Annotated in this window: 13 protein-coding genes and 1 pseudogene; 8 read left to right on the top strand and 6 right to left on the bottom strand. The window is 75.2% G+C overall.

The annotated features are described in order from the left end of the window. Positions 1–26: 26 nt before the first annotated feature. The 5 genes from ACI2LW_RS22845 to ACI2LW_RS22865 all read right to left on the bottom strand — a co-directional run bounded on the left by ACI2LW_RS22845 (position 27) and on the right by ACI2LW_RS22865 (position 8070). Positions 27–1316, bottom strand: a complete 1290-nt coding sequence (locus ACI2LW_RS22845) for an RNA polymerase sigma factor (RefSeq protein WP_404733055.1) — start codon at positions 1314–1316, stop codon at positions 27–29. Between the two features lie 124 nt (positions 1317–1440). Further along, on the bottom strand, positions 1441–3360 hold the full coding sequence (gene dnaG, locus ACI2LW_RS22850) for a DNA primase (RefSeq protein WP_404733056.1): 1920 nt from the start codon (positions 3358–3360) through the stop codon (positions 1441–1443). 68 nt (positions 3361–3428) lie between these two features. Beyond that, a complete protein-coding gene (locus tag ACI2LW_RS22855) occupies positions 3429–4694 on the bottom strand; it encodes an NAD(P)/FAD-dependent oxidoreductase (protein WP_404733057.1) in 1266 nt (421 codons plus the stop codon). Between the two features lie 181 nt (positions 4695–4875). After that, positions 4876–6246 (bottom strand): deoxyguanosinetriphosphate triphosphohydrolase, encoded by a 1371-nt coding sequence (locus tag ACI2LW_RS22860; RefSeq protein WP_404733058.1) that lies wholly within the window; start codon positions 6244–6246, stop codon positions 4876–4878. A 918-nt stretch (positions 6247–7164) separates the two neighbouring features. Then, positions 7165–8070, bottom strand: coding sequence for a sirohydrochlorin chelatase (locus ACI2LW_RS22865; RefSeq protein WP_404733059.1), 906 nt, complete (start codon positions 8068–8070; stop codon positions 7165–7167). Positions 8071–8293: 223 nt separating this feature from the next. Between ACI2LW_RS22865 and ACI2LW_RS22870 the strand changes: the two genes are divergently transcribed. Both ACI2LW_RS22870 and ACI2LW_RS22875 read left to right on the top strand, forming a co-directional pair. Beyond that, positions 8294–9058: a vancomycin high temperature exclusion protein gene (locus tag ACI2LW_RS22870; protein ID WP_404733060.1), complete on the top strand. Its 765-nt coding sequence runs from the start codon at positions 8294–8296 to the stop codon at positions 9056–9058. A 240-nt stretch (positions 9059–9298) separates the two neighbouring features. Beyond that, on the top strand, positions 9299–11689 hold the full coding sequence (locus ACI2LW_RS22875) for a molybdopterin oxidoreductase family protein (protein WP_404733061.1): 2391 nt from the start codon (positions 9299–9301) through the stop codon (positions 11687–11689). A 46-nt stretch (positions 11690–11735) separates the two neighbouring features. Here ACI2LW_RS22875 and ACI2LW_RS22880 read toward each other — a convergent pair whose 3' ends face one another. Then, positions 11736–12167 (bottom strand): gamma-glutamylcyclotransferase family protein, encoded by a 432-nt coding sequence (locus ACI2LW_RS22880; RefSeq protein WP_404733072.1) that lies wholly within the window; start codon positions 12165–12167, stop codon positions 11736–11738. A 170-nt stretch (positions 12168–12337) separates the two neighbouring features. Between ACI2LW_RS22880 and ACI2LW_RS22885 the strand changes: the two genes are divergently transcribed. From ACI2LW_RS22885 to nirD, 6 genes and pseudogenes are all read left to right on the top strand, one after another. After that, a complete protein-coding gene (locus ACI2LW_RS22885) occupies positions 12338–13981 on the top strand; it encodes a M4 family metallopeptidase (RefSeq protein ID WP_404733062.1) in 1644 nt (547 codons plus the stop codon). Positions 13982–14661: 680 nt separating this feature from the next. Next, positions 14662–15087 (top strand): annotated as a pseudogene (locus ACI2LW_RS22890) (hypothetical protein); the annotation flags it as partial. Positions 15088–15207: 120 nt separating this feature from the next. After that, positions 15208–15825 (top strand): class F sortase, encoded by a 618-nt coding sequence (locus ACI2LW_RS22895; protein ID WP_404733063.1) that lies wholly within the window; start codon positions 15208–15210, stop codon positions 15823–15825. A 255-nt stretch (positions 15826–16080) separates the two neighbouring features. Beyond that, on the top strand, positions 16081–17346 hold the full coding sequence (locus ACI2LW_RS22900; protein WP_404733064.1) for an NAD(P)/FAD-dependent oxidoreductase: 1266 nt from the start codon (positions 16081–16083) through the stop codon (positions 17344–17346). Further along, the gene (gene nirB / locus ACI2LW_RS22905) at positions 17346–19994 is read left to right on the top strand and encodes a nitrite reductase large subunit NirB (RefSeq protein WP_404733065.1); all 2649 of its coding nucleotides are present in this window, start codon (positions 17346–17348) and stop codon (positions 19992–19994) included. The genes ACI2LW_RS22900 and nirB overlap by 1 nt, the downstream gene beginning before the upstream one ends. Beyond that, entirely contained in the window at positions 19991–20341 is a 351-nt protein-coding gene (gene nirD, locus ACI2LW_RS22910) for a nitrite reductase small subunit NirD (RefSeq protein WP_404733066.1), read from the top strand. The genes nirB and nirD overlap by 4 nt, the downstream gene beginning before the upstream one ends. Positions 20342–20437 lie beyond the last annotated feature (96 nt).

Below are 20437 nucleotides of genomic sequence, written 5' to 3' on the forward strand. Positions count from 1 at the left end.
GTGCGTCCGGGGCGGGCGGCCCCCGCTCAGTCCAGGTAGCCGCGGAGCTGGTCGGCGAAGGCGTGGTCGCGCAGTTTGCTGAGGGTCTTGGACTCGATCTGCCGGATCCGCTCCCGGGTGACGCCGAAGATGCGCCCGATCTCCTCCAGGGTGCGCGGACGGCCGTCGACGAGCCCGTAGCGCAGCTGGACCACCTTGCGCTCGCGCTCGCCGAGCGTGGACAGCACGGCCTCGAGGTGCTCGCGCAGCAGCAGGAACGCCGCGGACTCCACCGGCGAGGCGGCGTCGCCGTCCTCGATGAGGTCGCCGAGGGCCACGTCGTCCTCCTCGCCGACGGGGGCGTGCAGGGAGACGGGCTCCTGCGCCAGCCGCAGCACCTCGCTGACCCGCTCCGGGGGCAGTTCGAGGTGCGCGGCCACCTCGTCGGGGGTCGGCTCGTAGCCGCGCTCCTGCAGCATCCGGCGCTGCACGCGCACGACGCGGTTGATGAGCTCCACGACGTGGACGGGCACACGGATGGTGCGGGCCTGGTCGGCCAGGGCCCGGGACATGGCCTGGCGGATCCACCAGGTGGCGTAGGTGGAGAACTTGTAGCCGCGGGCGTAGTCGAACTTCTCCACGGCCCGGATCAGTCCGAGGTTGCCCTCCTGCACGAGGTCGAGCATGGTCAGCCCGCGGCCGACGTACCGCTTGGCGACGGACACCACCAGCCGCAGATTGGCCTCGATGAGGCGGCGCTTGGCCATCCGGCCCATGACGACGAGCCGGTCGAGGTCCAGGGCGAGCCGGCTGTCCAGGTCCTGGGTGCAGGCGAGTTTCTCCTCGGCGAACAGTCCGGCCTCCACCCGGCGGGCGAGTTCGACCTCCTCGGCGGCGGTGAGCAGCGGGATGCGGCCGATCTCGCGCAGGTACTGGCGGAACAGGTCGGAGGAGGGGCCGCCGGTCTCGGCGCGGGCGGGCGCGGCGGGCGGTTCGACGGGCTCGGGCGGCTCGCTCTCCAGCGCCGCGGCGGAAGGTTCCTCCGGCTCGGGCGGGGTGTCCGTCCCGGGCCGGGTCTCCGTCTCGGGGTGGTGTCCGGCCCGGTCCTGCGGGGGTACGGCCGCGACGACAAGGGCGGGGGCGGTGTCGGTCTGATCGAGGGTCTGGGTCTGCACGGCGGCGACCTCCAGGATGTTCGCTGCTGAGCTGGGCGGCAGCGGGACTCGGGGGGCGGAGTCGGCGGCCTCGCCGCTGTCCGTCCCGTACGCGATGAGCGGAACCGCGGGAATGTCGGACCCGTGGGGGACGGACCGGCCGCGCTCCGAGGACTCAGGCACCGGACCCAGTGTGGGGTACGACACACAGCCGCCACGAGGGGCGTGCGGTGACTTTTTGCGATCGGTCCGTGACCGGCCGGTTACCGGGACGGCGCGGGTGCCGGACCGGCGGTCGCGCCCGTGCTCACAGCGCCGCCGCGCCGCGCTCGCGCAGGGCCTGGTCGTACTGCTGGAGGATCCACAGCTCGTTCTGCGCGGCCGCGAGCCGGGCGGGGTCGCCGCCGGTGCCGAGGCGGGCGACCGTGCTCTGCAGGTCGCGGATGCGGCGTTCGACCGCGCGGCGGCGGACCGTGACGAGCTGCGCGCCCGCGTAGGCCTCGTCCACCTCCCGGCGGAGCAGGATCGCCTCCACGGCGAGCTCGGTGACCATCGCGCGGACCGTGTCGTCCGGGGCGGCGTCGCGGACGCGGACCAGGTACTCCTGGGGGTCGCCGACGCCGTGCTCGGCGCCGCCCGCGTCCAGGATGGCCTGGCGGACGGCGGCGTAGGGCGGGGCGGTGAACTCGTCGACGCCGTACGCGTCGAAGGCCGGGGAGACCAGCTCCGGGCGCTGCAGCGCCAGCTTCAGCAGCTCCCGTTCGGTCGCGTACACCGGGTTGCGCAGGTTGAGCGCCGGGCCGCGCGGGGCGGCGGGGCGGGCCGTGGCGTACTGCTGCGGGGCGCGGCCCTGCTGCCGGTCCGGGCCGCCGCGGCCGCCGGCGCCGCCGCGCTCGCGGGCCCAGCGGGCCAGCTGGGCCACCCGCCGGACCACGAACTGGGTGTCGAGGATGCCGAGCAGGCCGGCGAGCTGGACGGCGACCTCGTGCTGGGCGCCGCTGTTCTTGATCCGGGCGACGACCGGGGCGGCCTCGTCGAGGGCGGCGGCGCGGCCGGCGGCGGTGTCCAGGTCGTAGCGGGCGACGATCTGCCGGAGCGCGAACTCGAAGAGCGGCGTGCGGGGTTCGGCCAGGTCGGCGACCGCCTCGTCGCCCTTGGCCAGCCGCAGGTCGCAGGGGTCCATGCCGTCCGGGGCGATCGCGATGTAGGTCTCGGCGGCGAACTTCTGGTCGTCCTCGAAGGCGCGCAGGGCGGCCTTCTGCCCGGCGGCGTCCCCGTCGAAGGTGAAGATCACCCGGGCGGAGCCGTTGTCCATCAGCAGCCGGCGCAGGATCTTGATGTGGTCGCCGCCGAAGGCCGTGCCGCAGGTGGCGATCGCGGTGGTGACGCCGGCCAGGTGGCAGGCCATGACGTCGGTGTAGCCCTCGACCACGACCGCCCGGGAGGTCTTGGCGATCTCCTTCTTCGCCAGGTCGATGCCGTAGAGGACCTGGGACTTCTTGTAGATCGCCGTCTCGGGGGTGTTCAGGTACTTGGGCCCGGTGTCGGCCTCGTACAGCTTGCGCGCGCCGAAGCCGACCACGTCGCCGCCGATGTCGCGGATCGGCCACATCAGCCGGCCGCGGAAGCGGTCGATGGGGCCGCGGCGGCCCTCCTGGGCGAGGCCGGACAGCAGCAGTTCCTTGTCGGAGAATCCCTTGCCGCGCAGGAAGCGGGTGAGGTGGTCCCAGCCCTGCGGGCTGTAGCCGACGCCGAAGTGGACGGCGGCGGCCTGGTCGAAGCCGCGCTCGGCGAGGAAGACGCGGCCGGTCTCGGCCTCGGCCGAGTGCGCGAGCTGCTCGGCGTACCACTCGGCGGCCAGCTTGTGCGCCTCGACCAGGCGGATGCGCTCGCCGCGCTGGTGGGCGGGGTTGTACCCGCCCTCCTCGTAGCGCAGGGTGATGCCGGCCTGGGCGGCCAGGCGCTCGACCGCCTCGGAGAAGGAGAGGTGGTCGATCTTCATCACGAAGGTGATGGTGTCGCCGCCCTCCTGGCAGCCGAAGCAGTGGAAGAGTCCCTTGCCCGGGCTGACCTGGAAGGACGGCGACTTCTCGTCGTGGAACGGGCACAGGCCCTTGAGGTTGCCGCCGCCCGCGTTGCGCAGCTGGAGGTACTCGGACACGACGGCGTCGATCGGGACCGCGTCCCGTACCGCCTTCACGTCCTCGTCGTTGATCCGTCCTGCCACGCGTGAATTCTACGGGGCCGCCATGACAGTCCCGCCCGGCCAGGTTCTGCCGCTCGGGACGGCAGAACCTAGCCGACCAGGCCGGTCAGCGGGACGTGCGGGTCCGCCAGCGCGTCCGTGTCCACCCGTGCCCGGGTGCGGATCAGGTGCTGGATCGGGTCCGTGACGTCCCACACGTTGACGTTCATCCCGGCCAGGACCCTGCCCTCCTTCAGCCAGAAGGCGATGAACTCGTGCTTGGCGGCGTCGCCCCGGATCACCACCTGGTCGTAGGACCCGGGCGGCGCCCATCCGCTGTACTCCATGCCGACGTCGTACTGGTCGGAGAAGAAGTACGGCACGCGGTCGTAGGGGGCGTCCGCGCCGAGCATCGCGCGGGCCGCCGCCGGGCCGCCGTTGAGGGCGTTGGCCCAGTGCTCGACCCGCAGCCGGGTGGAGAACAGGCCGTGCGGGAAGCAGGCCACGTCACCGGCCGCGTAGATGTCGGGGTCGGAGGTGCGCAGCCGCTCGTCCACCGCCACTCCGCCGCCGAGGGCGCGGTCGGCCAGCTCCAGGCCCGCCGACTCGGCGAGCGCCACCCGCGGGGCGGCGCCGATCGCGGCGAGCACGTCGTGGCAGGGGTGCTCCTCGCCGTCGTCGGTGCGGGCGGCCAGCACCATGCCGTCCTGGCCGACGATCTCGGTCAGCCGGGCGCCGAAGTGGAAGCGGACGCCGTGCGCGCGGTGCAGCTCGGCGAAGACCTGGCCGAGCTCGGGGCCGAGGACGTGGTGCAGCGGGGTGGGGGACGGCTCGACGACGGTGACCTCGGCGCCGTACTCGCGGGCCGCGGCGGCCACCTCAAGCCCGATCCAGCCACCGCCGGCGATCACCAGGTGGCCGTTGTCGCGGCCGAGGTGGGCGAGGACGTTCCTCAGCCGTTCGGCGTGGGCCAGGCGGCGCAGGTGGTGGACGCCGGCGAGGTCGGTGCCGGGGATGTCCAGGCGGCGCGGCTCGGCGCCGGTGGTCAGCAGCAGCTTGTCGTAGCGCACGTGGGTGCCGTCGTCGCCGTAGTGGACGGTCCTGGCGGCGCGGTCGATGGCGACGACGGTCTGGCCGAGGTGCAGCTCGACGTCGTTGCGCGCGTACCAGGCGGGCTCGTGCACGAAGACGCTGTCGCGCTCCTCCTTGCCGAGCAGATAGCCCTTGGACAGCGGGGGGCGCTCGTAGGGGTGGTCGCGTTCGTCGCTGATCAGTATCACGCGGCCGCTGAAGCCCTCCGCGCGGAGGGTCTCGGCCGCCTTGGCGCCGGCCAGACCTCCTCCGACGATGACGAATGTCTGATCCGCGTCGACCACTTGATGCCTCCTCGTAAGGGTGTCGCCACCTGCGAGCGTCCCGCACGGAGCGTGGTGCGGGAAGAGGGAGTGGCCCGATCAGGCCACGGGGGTCACCTCGAGGACCTGTCCGGGGCCCGGTGCAGTCTTGTGTGCAGTCTCTTCGGTCCCACGGGTATCACGGGTGTCGGTAAGCGCGCTGTCAAGGTCTTCCCTGCCCTGTCAGGCGTGCGTGCAGCGAGCGGGCCGAGGCGTCGGTGAGGGACGCGATCTGGTCGACGATCACGCGCTTGCGGGCGCGGTCGTCGTCGGCCCGGCCGAACAGGGCGCGGAACTGCGGGTCGAGGCCGTGCGGGGCGCGGGCGGTGAGCGCCTCGGCGAGTTCGGCGACCACGATCCGCTGGTCGGCGCGCAGCCGTTCCTGCTCGGCGCGCTGCATGACGTAGCGGTCGGCGACCGCCTTGAGGACGGCGCACTCCATTCGGGTGCTCACGGGGACGACCAGCTCGGCCGCGTACCGGCTCAGGCGCCCGCTGCCGTACATCTGCCGGGTCGCTCCCTCGGCGGCCAGGCAGAAGCGGCCGATGAGCTGGCTGGTGGCGTCCTTCAGGCGGGCCTGGGCGATCGCCGAGCCGTCGTAGCCGTGCGGCCACCACGGCTGTTCCAGGAGCCGGTCCAGGGCCTCGGCGAGCTCGGCGGGGTCGGTGCCGGAGGGGACGTACCGTCCGACGGCCACGGCGAACACCGCCTGCCGTTCGGGCTCGGACCGCAGGCAGGCCGGGTCGATGTGGCCGGCGTGCAGGCCGTCCTCGAAGTCGTGCACCGAGTACGCCACGTCGTCGGACCAGTCCATGACCTGGGCCTCGAAGCAGGTGCGGGTGCCGGGCGCCTCCTTGCGCACCCAGTCGAACACCGGCCGGTCGTCCTCGTAGACCCCGAACTTCGGGGAGGCCGGGTCGGTGGGGTGGGCGCCGCGCGGCCAGGGGTACTTGGTGGCGGCGTCCAGGGTGGCGCGGGTGAGGTTGAGGCCGACGCTGACCGCCTCGCCCGTCGCGGGGTCGGGGACGAAGCGCTTGGGCTCGATGCGGGTGAGCAGGCGCAGGGACTGGGCGTTGCCCTCGAAGCCGCCGCAGTCCGCCGCGAACTCGTTCAGCGCCTGCTCGCCGTTGTGCCCGAACGGCGGGTGCCCGAGGTCGTGGGAGAGGCAGGCGGCCTCCACCAGGTCGGGGTCGCAGCCCAGGGCGGCGCCCAGCTCCCGGCCGACCTGGGCGCACTCCAGGGAGTGGGTCAGCCGGGTGCGCGGGCTGGCGTCCCAGGCGTGCGGGGAGGCGCCCCCGGCGCGGGCCGGGCCGCTCGCCTGGGGCAGCGAGCCCGGAGTGACCACCTGGGTCTTGCCGGCCAGCCGTCTGAGGGCGGCGGAGTGCAGCACGCGCGCGCGGTCGCGCTGGAACGCCGTCCGGCCGGGCCGCTTGTCCGGCTCGGGCGCCCACCGCTCGACCGCCGGCGGGTCGTAGCCGGCGGGCGGGAGGTGGTTCTCGTACGGCGCGGCTGTCCCCGGCGCGATCCCTTCCATGCCTCGACAGTAAGCGCAGCCACCGACAATCGGTGCGTCACCGTCCGTTTCCGGCCGGGAGTCGGGCGGGGCGGGGGCGGGTCCGGCGGGCGGCGAGTCCGGGCGCGGTGAGCCCGGGCGCGGTGAGCCCGGCGCCGACGCGCCGTCATCCGCGGGCGGCGGGCCCGGCCCACGTCCGGCGCACCAGGGCTGGCCCTGCCCGGTCCGCCGCCCCGGGACACGGCCCGCGTCCGACGCCCGGCCCGGGTCCGACGTCCGGCGCCCCGGGGTGGCCCACGTCCGGCGCCCAGCCCGCAGCCGCCGTCCCGGGCCCGGCCCACGTCCGGCGCCCGGCCCGCAGCCGCCGTCCCGAGCCCGGCCCGCGTCCGGCGCCCCGGGGTGGCCCACGTCCGGCGCCCAGCCCGGGTCCGGCGTCCGGCGCCCCGGGGTGGCCCACGTCCGGCGCCCAGCCCGCAGCCGCCGTCCCGGGCCCGGCCCACGTCCGGCGCCCGGCCCGCAGCCGCCGTCCCGAGCCCGGCCCGCGTCCGGCGCCCCCGAACCCGGCCCACGTCCGGCGCCCGGCTCGTGTCCGGCGGTCGGCGGGCCGCTGCGTACGGCCGCGCGACCGGCGCCCACGTGCACGAGGTGCGGGTTCGTCCCGCCGCTCGGGTCACGTCGGCCGTCCTGCCGTGCGGCCACGTACGGCGACGTACGGCCATGTGGTCGCGCCCGCGCGCGATGCCGACGGGCGGCCCCGTGCCCTCTGGGCCACCACCGCCCCTCCGTCCGGGGGCGCGCCCGTCGTCGTACCGTGCGGCCGCGTACGGTCGCCCGGCCGGCGCGCGCGTGCATGGGGTGCGGCGTCGCCCCCGCGGCCGCCGTTACGACGGGCTCACGCAGGCGGTGTCACGGTGGCGCCCGTCCCCGTCGCGCCCGGGTTCACGCCGATGCCAGCGTGGGGTGCCGGGTCGGGCGAACGGTGGTCAGCGCCTCGTCGTAGCGGTGCAGGACCAGGCGGGCCATCGCCGGGTGGGCGCCCAGTGGGGCGGAGGCGATCCAGGGGGCGGCCTCGGCGCACTGGGTGGCGAAGCGGCCGGGCGCGGTGAAGCAGGAGGCCACGGCGACGCGGTGGCGGCCCCTGGCCGCGAGGGCGCGCAGGGCTTCCGGGACGGTGGGCGCGGCCGCCGAGGCGTAGGCGGGCACCACCGGCACGCCGAGCCGGTCGGCGAGGAGCCGTGCGGTGCGGCGGGTGCCGGCCGCGGAGTCCGGGTCGCGCGAGCCGGCGGCGGCCAGCACCACCGCGCTCGTGCGCCGCGCGGCGGCCCCCGGCCGGCCGGGCCAGCCGGCCTCGGTCAGCCGGTCGTGCAGGGTCTCCACGAGCAGCGCGTGCGGGCCGAGCGGCGCGGCCACCCGGGTGCGCGCCGCCGCGGCGGCGGCCGTCTCGGGGATGTCCCGCTTGACGTGGTGGCCGGGGCTCAGCAGCAGCGGCACGAGGACGGCGTCGCCGTCGCCCAGGGCGGCGAGGGTGTCGGGCAGCAGCGGCTCGTTGAGCTCGATGTGCCCCAGGCGCACGGCCAGTCCGGGGCGCGCCGCGCGGACCCGGTCCATGAGGGCCGTCACGGTGCTCAGCGCGCGCGGGTCGCGGCTGCCGTGCGCCACCAGGACCAGGGCGGGCGGCGGGGCGGGCCGGCGTCTGCCGCGCAGCGGGACGACCGCGAGCCGGTCCGCGAGCTCGGTGCTGATGCTGTTCATGATGTGCGCCGTGCTGTCGAGGCGGGGCCCGGCGGCCGGCGGGTCGCCGGCGGCGGGGGGCAGTTCGTCGCGGGGAGGGTTCGACGCCGTCATGCGTCGATCCTCCCGGGCGGAGGTTGCGCCGCCGTTGCGCGGTGGTGACGGGTGTTTTCCGCGCTTTCACTCGGCGGGCGCGGGTGGTGTGAGGCGACTGAGGGGGCGCGGCGGCGGTCGCGAGGACGGCCCACCGGTGGTGCGCCGGCGGTGAACCGGTGCGCCGTGCGCCGCGTCCTGACTGGTCGAGGCCCGTGCGGGCCACCCGGGGAGGAACCGTCCTATGCGCCGTGCCACGCGCGGAACGAAACGGAGCCCGGCGGCAGGGGGCCGCACGGTGGGCAGCACGGCACGAACGCGGCTCCGGCCGCGACTCCGGCCGCGGCTGCCGCGCACCCGGACCGGGCAGCGGCGGCTGGTGCAGGCCGTGATGGCCGGGTGCGTGCTGGCGCTGCTGCCGATGACCTGGCTGTACGTGGTGACCGGCGACCGGCTGCGCGGCGTCGGGGACGTGCCGCGCACCGACGTGGCCGTCGTCTTCGGCGCCGGGCTGTGGGACGGCGAGCCGTCGCCGTACCTCGCGCACCGGCTGGACGCGGCGGCGCGGCTCTACCACGCGGGCCGGGTGAAGGTGGTGCTGGTCACCGGCGACAACAGCCGCGAGGACTACGACGAGCCGGACGCGATGCGCGCGTACCTGACCCGGCACGGCGTCCCCGGCACCCGGATCGTGACCGACTACGCCGGCTTCGACACCTGGGACTCCTGCGTGCGCGCCCGGAAGATCTTCGGGGTGGACCGGGCCGTCCTGGTCAGCCAGACCTTCCACATCCGCCGGGCGGTCGCCCTGTGCGAGGCGGCGGGCGTGCGGTCGTACGGCGTCGGGGTGGACGCCGTGCACGACGTCACGTGGTACTACGGCGGCACCCGCGAGGTGTTCGCGGCCGGGAAGGCGGTGCTGGACGCCGTGCTGCGGCCCGACCCGAGGTTCCTCGGGCCGAGGGAGCCCGGGGTGAGCCGGGCGCTCGCCGACGCCGGGACGCGCTGACAGGCCGCACCGTCGGCCCGCGCTGCCGGCCCGCGCTGCCGGGACGCGCTGCCGGCCCGCACTGTCGGCCCGCACTGCCCGCCCGCGCTGCCGGCCCGCGCCGGCGGCGTGACGCGCTGACGGCGGGGGCCGGCCGGCGGCCACCTCACCGTGGCCCGGACCGGGCGGGGAGGTCACCGTCCCGGCCGTGTAACAGCAGGCCGCCCGGTCGCGTAACACGGCCGCCGCACCCTGAGCGGCATGAACACCTCCGCGACGCCCACGCACTGCCCGTACTGCGCCCTGCAGTGCGGAATGAACCTCCTTCCCACCCCGGACGGGGGCGTGGAGGTGAGCGAGCGCGCGGACTTCCCGGTGAACCGGGGCGCGCTGTGCGGCAAGGGCCGTACGGCGCCCGCGGTGCTCTCCTCCCGGGTGCGCCTCACCTCCCCGCTGGTGCGCTCCGGCGACGGCACGCTCGCGCCGGCCACCTGGGAGGAGGCCCTGGACCGGATCGCCGGGGCGCTGGCCCGCGCGCGCGAGGAGCACGGCGCGGACGCCTGCGGGGTGTTCGGCGGGGGCGGGCTGACCAACGAGAAGGCGTACGCGCTGGGCAAGTTCGCGCGGGTGGTGCTCGGCACCTCGCAGATCGACTACAACGGCCGCTTCTGCATGTCGTCGGCGGCCGCCGCCGGGAACGCGGCGTTCGGTCTCGACCGGGGCCTGCCCTTCCCGCTGGAGGACATACCGAGGACCGGGTGCGTCGTCCTGGTCGGGTCCAACCTCGCGGAGACCATGCCGCCCTCGCTGCGCTTCTTCGACGAACTGCGCGCGAACGGCGGCACGCTGATCGTCGTCGACCCGCGCCGGACGCGCACCGCCGAGCAGGCCGACCTGCACCTCGCGCCGCGGCCCGGCACCGACCTCGCCCTGGCCCTGGGGCTGTTGCACCTGGTGGTGGCCGAGGGCCGCACGGACGAGGCGTACATCCGGGAGCGCACCTCCGGCTGGGAGGAGGCGCGGGCGGCGGCGATGGCGCACTGGCCCGAGTACGTGGAGCGGGTCACGGGGGTGCCCGTTCCACGGCTGCGGGAGGCGGTACGGCTGTTCTGCGGGCCGGAGTCGGCCATGGTGCTCACGGCCCGCGGGCCCGAGCAGCAGTCCAAGGGCACCGACACGGTCGGCGCGTGGATCAACCTGTGCCTGGCCACCGGCCGCGCCGGCCGCCCACTGTCCGGGTACGGCTGCCTGACCGGGCAGGGCAACGGCCAGGGCGGGCGCGAGCACGGCCAGAAGGCCGACCAGCTGCCCGGCTACCGCAAGCTGACGGACCCCGCGGCGCGGCGGCACGTGGCGGAGGTGTGGGGCGTGGACCCGGACGGCCTGCCGGGTCCGGGACGCAGCGCCTACGAGCTCCTGGACGCCCTCGGCACCGACATCCGCACGCTGCTGCTGATGGGCTCCAACCCGGTGGTGTCGGCGCCGCGCGCGGCGCACGTCGAGGAGCGGCTGCGGTCGCTGGACTTCCTGGCCGTGTGCGACGTGGTGCTGTCCGAGACGGCCGCGCTCGCGGACGTGGTGCTGCCGGTGACGCAGTGGGCGGAGGAGACGGGCACGACGACGAACCTGGAGGGCAGGGTGCTGCTGCGGCGGCGCGCGATCAGCCCGCCGCCGGGGGTGCGCAGCGACCTGGAGGTGCTGCACGAACTGGCCGCCCGGCTGGGCGTGGAGAAGGGCTTCCCGGCCGATCCGGAGGAGGTCTTCGAGGAGCTGCGCCGGGCCAGCGCGGGCGGCCCCGCGGACTACTCCGGCATCACCTACCGCCGGCTGGCGGAGGAGAACGGCGTCTTCTGGCCGTGCCCGGCCCCGGAGGACCCGCCGGGCGCGGACGCGGAGGACCCGCCGGGCGCGGACGCGGAGGACCCGCCGGGCGCGGCCCCACATGACCCGCCGGGCACGGACGCGGAGATGGCCGCGGGCATGGCCGCCGACGCGAACGTGCGGTCCGGCGCCGGGGTGCGCGACGGCGCGGCGGCCCTGGACCGGGCACCCGCCGACGCCACGGTGCGCGCCGGCGTCGCTGCCGCCCGCGACGCGGCGGCACATCCGGGTGACGCGCTCCGCGACGCGCGCCGCGACCGGGCGCCGGCGCACCCCGGCACGCCCCGGCTCTTCCTCGACCGGTTCGCCACCGAGGACGGGCGGGCGCGGTTCGCGGCCGTGTCGCACCGGCCGGTGGCCGAGGACGTCGACGACGAGTACCCGGTGCTGCTGACCACCGGGCGGGTGGTGGCCCAGTACCAGTCCGGCGCCCAGACCCGCCGCGTCGAGGAGCTGAACGCCGCCGCGCCGGGCCCCTTCGTGGAGATGCACCCCCGGCTGGCGGCGCGGCTGGGCGCGGGTGAGGGCGACCGTGTCGCCGTGGTGTCGCGGCGCGGCCGGGCGGTGGCCCCCGCCAGGATCACCACCGCGATCCGCCCGGACACGGTGTTCATGCCCTTCCACTGGCCGGGCGAGGGCCGCGCCAACACCCTGACCAACCCGGCGCTCGACCCGACCTCGCGCATGCCCGAGTTCAAGGTGTGCGCGGTGCGCCTGGAGATGCCGGCCGGCGAGGAGACGGCGGACACCGCGGAGCCCGCCGGGATGTAGCTGCGCGGCTCAGGGACTCCACCAGGCCGGACAGGCCCCCGTCGGCTCAGCCGGGTCCCGGCCGGCCCCTGCCCCGGTTCAGCCAGTCGCCGCCCTCGATGAGCGCGCCGCGTGCCCGCAGCCGGGGCGCGATCGAGGGGCCGGCCACGTAGACCCAGGCGCGCACGGCCGTGCCGTCGGTCTCCCGGAGGACCTCGCGCTGGACCCGCTCGTACAGGCTCCCCGGGTCCCCGGGCACATGGCCCTCGAGCCGGTCCAGCGCGTCCAGGAGGGACGCGTACTCCCCGGCCGCGGCGGTGAGCAGCTCGCCCCGCACCGCGCCGCCCGGCTGCTCGACCAGGAAGGGATAGCCGGGCCCGTCGTACAGGACCGCGCCGTGCAGCCGGGCCGGGTGTGCGGCGCTGACCCGGCCGCGCAGCAGCCCGTCATGGTTGCGCTCACCTGGGCGGAGAGTGCCGTAGACGAAGAACGGGAGCATCACAGAAACGATTCTCCTCCCCCACACACCGGCACCGCACCGGCCCTTTCCCCCCACACATCGGCACGCGGGCGCTATGGACATGACATGTCATGGCCTCTTAAATCTGAGTCAACATCAGCGCCACCCCCACGCGCCCCACCCCAGGGCGCCCGCGCTCAAGGAGATCGATGAGTCGGACACGGCACATCCGCGCTTCCCGCCTCGCCACGGCCGGCATAGCCCTCACCACCACGGCGCTGCTGGCCTCCGCACTCTCCCCCGCCGCGCACGCGGAGGGCAGACCCACCCGGGCCGCCGCCCTGCTGAACGCCGCCTCGGCGCTCACCCACCACGCCGCGGCACTGGGACTCACCTCCGCCGAGAGCACCACCGTCCGGGACGTGATCGTCGACAAGGACGGCACCCAGCACGTCCGCTACGACCGGACGTACCACCGACTGCCCGTACTGGGCGGCGACTTCGTGGTCCACCTCAAGTCCGACGGCACCTACCGCGGCGCCGACCGGGCCACCCGCCGGACCCTCTCCCTGCCGAGCACCACCCCCGGGCTCTCCGCCCAGAAGGCCTCCGGTCTCGCGGCCGACGCGCTGCGCGCCGCGCACGCCGGCCGCACGCTGCGGCAGGTCAAGGCCAGGCCGCAGCTGATCGTCGACGCCCTGCACGGCACTCCCCGCCTGGCCTGGCGCACCACCGCGGCCGGGCTGGACTCCCTGGGCAACCCGGTGGCCCGCACCGTCCTCACCGACGCCCGTACGGGCGCGCAGATCGACGCCTGGGACAGCATCGAGACGGCCACCGGCGACGGCAAGTCGCTCTACAGCGGCACGGTGGCGCTGGAGACCACGCAGTCGGGGTCGTCGTACCAGCTCAAGGACCCCACGCGCGGCAACACCTTCACGGGTGACGCGGCCAACAAGACCGACCTGTGCATCTTCGGCATCTGCTTCCAGCGGGCGCCCGCCACCCTGTTCACCGACGCCGACAACCACTGGGGCACCGGCACCACGGCGGACCGCTCCTCGGCGGCGGTCGACGCGCAGTACGGCACCAACGAGACCTGGGACTACTACAAGAACGTCCACGGCCGCAACGGCATCGCGGGCGACGGCAAGGGCTCCTACAACCGCGTCCACTACGGCAGCAACTACAACAACGCCTTCTGGGACGACAGTTGCTTCTGCATGACGTACGGCGACGGTGACGGCACCACCTTCGGCCCGCTGGTGGCCCTGGACGTGGCCGGCCATGAGATGACGCACGGCGTCACCTCCAAGACCGCGGGGCTGACGTACTCCGGCGAGTCCGGCGGCCTGAACGAGGCCACCTCCGACATCCTCGGCACGCTGGTGGAGTGGTACGCGAACAACTCCTCCGACCAGGGCGACTACCTGATCGGCGAGCGGATCGTCCGCTCCGGCTTCGGCCAGGCGGCCCTGCGGTTCATGGACAAGCCCTCCCGGGACGGCGACTCGGCGGACTACTGGAGCAGCTCGGTCGGCAACCTCGACGTCCACTACTCCTCCGGTGTCGCCAACCACTTCGCGTACCTGCTCGCGGAGGGCAGCGGCCCGAAGACGATCAACGGCGTGAGCTACGACTCCCCCACGTACAACGGCAAGACGGTCACCGGCATCGGCCGGGACAAGCTCGGGAAGATCTGGTACCGGGCCCTGACGGTGTACATGACGTCCTCGACGAAGTACGCGGGCGCGCGCACGGCGACCCTGAACGCGGCCAAGGACCTCTACGGCGCGGACAGCACGGAGTACAACGCGGTGGCCGCGGCCTGGAGCGCGGTCAACGTGAACTGACGGGCACACCCGGTCGGCGCACGTCGGGAGGCCGGCACCCCGGTGGGGGTGCCGGCCTTCCGCCTGTGCGCTCCCGCCGCCCTTCTCCCGCCGTCCCTCCCCCCTCCCTGCCCCTCGGTGTTCACCCGTTCATCCCCGGGTCGTGCGCCCATCGGGTGGTTCCCGACGACCCGTCAGCGCGCACCCGTTGACCTGCGCAAACGCCGTACGGGGGCCGGTCTTGGCGGGCCCTGCGACACCCGTTCACCCCAATACCTGACGGCTCCTCAGGAAGCGGGCGCGGCCGAGTGCCACTTACCTCGGAAGGGCAGGGGCGCGACCGGCGACGGCCGGGCGGTGCCCCGGGCCGTGACCCACCGACCGAGCTCCAGGGAGCGCCGATGCGACGTACCGTCCGCCCGATGACCGGGGCCGTGGCCGGGGCCGCGCTCGCCGTCGCCGCCGTGGGCACGCTCGCCGCACCGGCGCACGGCGTCCCGGCGCACGGCGCACCGGCCCAAGGCGCACCGGCCTACGGCGTCCCGGCGCACGCCGTACCCGCACACGGCGCCCAGGCGCACGGCGCGCACGGCATGCGGGCGCGCGGCACGCGGGCGCTCAGCGCACCGGCGCACGGCGCGCAGGTCCACGGCGCGCGGGACGCTCGCACGGCGGCCCGCGCCTCCGCCTCGGCGGGCGGCGCCCTGGAGGTGTTCCCGTCCTCGGTCGTACCGGGCGGGCAGGTCAGCGTGAACACCAAGGCGTGCGGCGAGAAGGCGGGCGCGGCGGGCGACGCCAGCGCGGTGGGCGCGGGCTCCTTCACGCTGGCGCCCAGCGCGCACGAGGGTGACGCGATCGGCCAGTTCCGGGTGCCCGAGAGCGCGCAGCCGGGGACGTACGAGATCGTCGCGCAGTGCGCCGAGGGCGGCAAGGAGGTCAGGGGCGACCTGTTCGTCACGCTGACGGCGGCACAGGGGCAGGTGCAGCCCCGCGGAAGTGTGAAGACGGGGGTCGGCGGCGCGGGCCGCGACCCCGTGCAGACCGCGGCCGGCGTGGCGGCTCTCGCCGTCGCCGCCGCGGGCGGTACCTGGCTCCTGCATCGCCGGGCGAGAGGCGACGGGATCTGACGGGCACCCTCCGCTGTCCGTCCGCCGGTACCGCGCTCCCCTCCCCCTCCGGGTCCGACGCCCCTCGCGGCCCGGAGGGGGCCCGGGGACGCCGGGGCCGTCCGGGAGAGGGGTTCGCGTATGCGCAGGATCGGCAACACCGTGATAGCGGCCGTCACCGTGGCCGCCCTCTGCTCCGGTGTCTGGCTGCTGTACGACGCCGGCGCCGGCTCCCCGCCCCAGCCGGCCGCGGCCGAGGGCCGGCCGGTCGCCGGGGAGGAAGGTTTCGCGGCGCCCGCGCTGCCGCCGTCGCCGCCGACCCGCGTCCGCATCCCCTCGATCCGGGTGAACGCCCCGCTGATCGGGCTGGCGCTGACGCCGTCCGGCAGCCTGGACGTCCCGCCCGCGAAGAACAAGAACCTCGCCGGCTGGTACGAGGCCGGCACCACCCCCGGCGAGCGGGGCACGGCGATCGTCGCCGGCCACGTCGACAACTCCGACGGCCCCGCCGTCTTCTACGACCTCGGCGCGCTCAGGAAGGGCGCCCGTATCGAGGTGGACCGCCGCGACGGCGGCGTGGCGGTGTTCACGGTGGACGCCGTCGAGGTCTACAAGGCGAAGGACTTCCCCGACGAGAAGGTCTACGGCGCGGCGAACCGCCCCGAGCTGCGGGTGATCACCTGCGGCGGCGGCTACTCCAGGAGCACCGGCTACCAGGGCAACGTCGTCGTCTTCGCCCATCTGACCGGCAGCCGGTAACACCGCGCGGCACCCGTAGCACCGCGTAGCACCGTATGGCCCCGCGCGGCCCCGCGCAGCCACGCCGACGGACCCCCGCCCCGGGCCGCGACCCGACCCAACCCTGCCCCGCTCCGGTCCGCCCCGCCCTCACACCGCCCCCCGCCACCCCCGCGGACCCCTCACACCCCCCGCCCCGGTCCGCTGAGGGCAGCGTTCCGCACGGGAAACAGAGGTGATCCCACCGGGAAACGTCCACGTCGCACGCTCAGGGACATGACCTCGCAAACACGTGTGCTGGTGATCGGCGCCGGCCTCGCGGGCGTGGCCCTCGCCCGGCGGCTCGCCGAGCTCGGCACGCCCGCGCTGCTCATCGGCGACGAGGAGCACCGGCCGTACAACCGGGTGCTGCTCGCCGAGGTGCTGGCCGGCCGGTACGCCCCCGAGGTGATCGCGCTGCCGGAGTTCCCCGGGCTGCTGCGCACCCGGGTCACCGGCATCGACCGCGCGGCGCGCGAGGTGCGGTGCGCGGACGGCTCGGTGATCGCATACGACACGCTGGTCCTGGCCACCGGCTCCAACCCGGTGCTGCCGCCGCTGCGCGGTCTGTTCGCCCACGAGGGCGGGCCGGCCGGCGGCGCGCGCCGCGAACTGCCCGAGGGCGTGCATGCGTTCCGCACCATGGACGACTGCCTGGCCCTGTCGGCGGCGGTCCGGCCGGGTGTGCGCGCGGTCGTCGTCGGCGGCGGTCTGCTCGGCGTGTCCGCCGCCCGGGCGCTCGCGGTGCGCGGCGCCCAGGTGGTCCTGGCCCAGCAGGCCGAGCGCCTCATGGAGCGCCAGCTGGACCCGGCCGCGTCCGCGCTCCTGCTGCGGCATCTGCGCGACCTCGGCGTGGAGGTGCACACCGAGTGCCGGGTGCGGGACGTGCGCTGCGCCGGCGGCGCCGTCCGCTCGGTGGAGCTGGCCGACGGGTACGCCCTGGACGCCGACCTCGTGGTGCTGGCCTGCGGGGTGCACCCGAGGACCGGGCTCGCCGAGGACGCCGGGCTGGCCGTGCACAAGGGCGTCCTCGTCGACGACGAGCTGCGCACCTCCGACCCGCGCATCCACGCCGTCGGCGACTGCGCCCAGCACGCCGGCACGGTGTACGGGCTGGCCGCCCCCGCGCTGGAACAGGCCGGCGCGCTGGCCGAGCTGCTCGCCGGCGACGCGGCCGGCCCGGCCGCCCGCTACACCGGCACCCGCTCCCTGACCCGGCTCACCCTGAACGGCCCCGCCCTGGCCGGGCAGGACGCGCCCTTCGACCTCGCCGCGTTCGGGGAGACCGAACCGGCGCCCGGCGACGACGTCGTGCAGCTCGCCGACGCCACCCGCGGCACCTACCGCAAGGTCGTCGTCCGCGACGACCGCCTGGTCGGCGGGGTCCTCGTCGGCGAACTCGGCGCCGTCGGCGCGCTCGCCCGCGCCTGGGAGGGAGCAGAGCCGCTCCCCGCGGACGGCGGCCCCCTGCTCCACCTGCTCACCAACGATGGAGGCTCCTGATGTCCACGACCGCACCTGTGGGGGACCCGCCCCGCCCCACGATCGTGCTCGTCGGCCACGGCATGGTCGGCCAGCGCTTCCTCGAAGCGCTCGCCGAGCGCGGCCTGACCGCCACGCACCGCGTGGTCGTGCTGTGCGAGGAGCCGCGCCCCGCCTACGACCGCGTCCAGCTGACCTCGTACTTCTCGGGCACCACGCCCGAGGAGCTGTCCCTGACCGACCTCGCGTTCATCGAGGACCACGGCATCGAACTGCGTCTGGGCGACCCGGCCGAGACCATCGACCGTGCGGCCCGCGAGGTCACCGCCCGCTCCGGCCTCACGGTCGGCTACGACGTCCTCGTCCTCGCCACCGGCTCGTACCCCTTCGTGCCGCCGGTCCCCGGCAAGGACGCCGAGGGCTGTTTCGTCTACCGCACGATCGAGGACCTGCTCGCCATCGAGGAGTACGCCAGGTCGCGGGCGACGACCGGCGCGGTGGTCGGCGGCGGGCTGCTCGGCCTGGAGGCGGCCGGCGCCCTCAAGGGCCTCGGGCTGAGCACCCACATCGTGGAGTTCGCACCGCGGCTGATGCCGGTGCAGGTCGACGCGGGCGGCGGCGCGGCACTGCTGCGCACCATCGAGGGCATGGGACTGACCGTGCACACCGGCACGGGCACCCAGGAGATCGTGGCCGGCGAGGACGGCGCGGTCACCGGCATGAAGCTGTCCGACGGCTCCGAACTCGCCACCGACATGGTGGTGTTCTCCGCCGGTGTGCGCCCGCGCGACCAGCTGGCCCGCGACTGCGGCCTCGCGGTCGGCGAGCGCGGCGGCATCGTGGTGGACGCGCACTGCCGCACGGTCACCGACCCGCGCGTGTTCGCGATCGGCGAGTGCGCCCAGGCGGTGGACGGCCGGGTGTACGGCCTGGTGGCGCCCGGCTACGAGCAGGCGCAGACGGCGGCGGCCGCGATCGCCGCGGACGCGGACGCGGGCGCGGGCGCGGGCGACCGGCCGGAGTTCACCGGCGCCGACCTGTCCACCAAGCTGAAGCTGCTCGGCGTGGACGTGGCCTCCTTCGGCGACGCGCACGGCGCCGCCGGGGACTGCCTGGACGTCGTGTACTCCGACTCCCGCGCCGGCCTGTACAAGAAGCTGGTGATCGGCCGGGACGGCACGCTGCTCGGCGGCATCCTGGTCGGCGACGCGGACGCCTACGGCACGCTGCGCGCCCTGACCGGCTCGGTGCCGCCGCTGCCGCCGGAGCAGCTGGTCCTGCCGGCGGGCGCGGGCGCCCCCGCCCAGCTCGGCCCGTCCGCCCTGCCGGACGAGGCGGTGATCTGCTCCTGCCACAACGTCAGCAAGGGCGCGATCCGCGGCGCGGTCACCGAGCACCGGTGCACCACCGTGCCCGAGGTGAAGAAGTGCACCCGGGCCGGCACCGGCTGCGGCAGCTGCGTGAAGGTGCTCACCCAGCTGGTCAACGACGAGCTGGAGGCGAGCGGCGTCGAGGTGGACAAGGGCCTGTGCGGCTGCTTCGAGCGGACCCGCGAGGAGCTGTACGAGATCGTCCTCGCCCTGCGCATCACCTCCTACCAGGACCTGCTGGACCGCTACGGCCGCGAGACCGCCCGGGGCGGGGACGGCTGCGAGGTGTGCAAGCCGGCCGTCGCCTCGGTCATCGCCTCCCTCGCGCCCACGATCGGCGCCGACGGCTACGTCCTGGGCGGCGAGCAGGCGGCCCTGCAGGACACCAACGACCACTTCCTGGCCAACCTGCAGAAGAACGGCTCGTACTCCGTGGTGCCGCGCATCCCCGGCGGCGAGATCGCACCCGAGAAGCTCATCGTGCTCGGCGAGATCGCCCGGGACTTCGGTCTCTACACCAAGATCACCGGGGGTCAGCGGATCGACATGTTCGGCGCGCGGGTCGAGCAGCTGCCGCTGATCTGGGCGCGGCTGGTGGACGCCGGCTTCGAGTCCGGGCACGCGTACGGCAAGTCCCTGCGCACGGTGAAGTCCTGCGTCGGGCAGACCTGGTGCCGCTACGGCGTGCAGGACTCCGTACGGATGGCCATCGACCTGGAGCTGCGCTACCGGGGCCTGAGGTCCCCGCACAAGCTGAAGTCGGCGGTCTCGGGCTGCGCCCGCGAGTGCGCGGAGGCCCAGTCGAAGGACTTCGGGGTGATCGCCACCGCCAACGGCTGGAACCTGTACGTCGGCGGCAACGGCGGCGCCACCCCGCGCCACGCCGACCTGCTCGCCCAGGACCTGTCGGACGCCGAACTGGTCCGCCTGATCGACCGGTTCCTCATGTACTACATCCGCACCGCCGACCGCCTGGAGCGCACGAGCGTGTGGCTGGAGCGCGTCCCGGGCGGCCTGGACCATGTGCGGGACGTGGTCGTGCACGACTCGCTCGGCATCTGCGAGGAGCTGGAGGCGCAGATGGCGGCCCATGTCTCCTACTACCGCGACGAGTGGGCCGAGACCGTCAACGACCCCGGGAAACTCGCCCGGTTCGTGTCCTTCGTCAACGCCCCCGACACCCCGGACCCGGTGGTCGGGTTCGTGCCCGAGCGCGACCAGATGAAGCCCGACCTGCCGCTGCTGTCCATCGGCACCCGCCCCGCCCACGACGTCCTGGAAGGAAGCGCCCAGCGATGACCCTGGCACCCGAGACGACCGATCTGAAGGTCCGGCTGCGCCTGGACGACGGCTGGTTCCCGGTCTGCGACCTCAGCGCGCTGCTGCCCGGCCGCGGTGTGGCGGCGCTGCTGCCGGACGGCCGCCAGGCGGCCCTCTTCCGCGACCGCTCCGGCCGCCTGTACGGCGTCGACAACCGCGACCCGTTCACCGGCGCGGCGGTCCTCTCCCGCGGCCTGACCGGCACCCACCGGGGCCGCCCCTTCGTGGCCTCCCCCCTGCTCAAGCAGCGCTTCGACCTGCTGAGCGGGCAGTGCCTGGACGACGAGACGGTACGCGTGACGGCGTACGACGTCGAGGCGGCCTAGCTGTACCCGGTCATGACTTTGGTGACAGTCGGGTGATCGGTGGCTGGCCGCCGAGCGCAGTGTGTCGGCGGCCAGTGTTGTAGAAGTGCAGCCAGG

The organism is Streptomyces sp. NPDC004065 (assembly GCF_044903565.1).
In the GTDB taxonomy this organism is placed as follows: Bacteria; Actinomycetota; Actinomycetes; order Streptomycetales; family Streptomycetaceae; genus Streptomyces.

Coding starts and splice junctions, on each gene's coding strand:
- ACI2LW_RS22860 (WP_404733058.1), bottom strand. CDS start 6,246: ATGGAAGGGATCGCGCCGGGGACAGCCGCGCCGTACGAGAACCACCTC.
- ACI2LW_RS22865 (WP_404733059.1), bottom strand. CDS start 8,070: ATGACGGCGTCGAACCCTCCCCGCGACGAACTGCCCCCCGCCGCCGGC.
- ACI2LW_RS22870 (WP_404733060.1), top strand. CDS start 8,294: ATGCGCCGTGCCACGCGCGGAACGAAACGGAGCCCGGCGGCAGGGGGC.
- ACI2LW_RS22875 (WP_404733061.1), top strand. CDS start 9,299: ATGAACACCTCCGCGACGCCCACGCACTGCCCGTACTGCGCCCTGCAG.
- ACI2LW_RS22880 (WP_404733072.1), bottom strand. CDS start 12,167: ATGCTCCCGTTCTTCGTCTACGGCACTCTCCGCCCAGGTGAGCGCAAC.
- ACI2LW_RS22885 (WP_404733062.1), top strand. CDS start 12,338: ATGAGTCGGACACGGCACATCCGCGCTTCCCGCCTCGCCACGGCCGGC.
- ACI2LW_RS22895 (WP_404733063.1), top strand. CDS start 15,208: ATGCGCAGGATCGGCAACACCGTGATAGCGGCCGTCACCGTGGCCGCC.
- ACI2LW_RS22900 (WP_404733064.1), top strand. CDS start 16,081: ATGACCTCGCAAACACGTGTGCTGGTGATCGGCGCCGGCCTCGCGGGC.
- nirB (WP_404733065.1), top strand. CDS start 17,346: ATGTCCACGACCGCACCTGTGGGGGACCCGCCCCGCCCCACGATCGTG.
- nirD (WP_404733066.1), top strand. CDS start 19,991: ATGACCCTGGCACCCGAGACGACCGATCTGAAGGTCCGGCTGCGCCTG.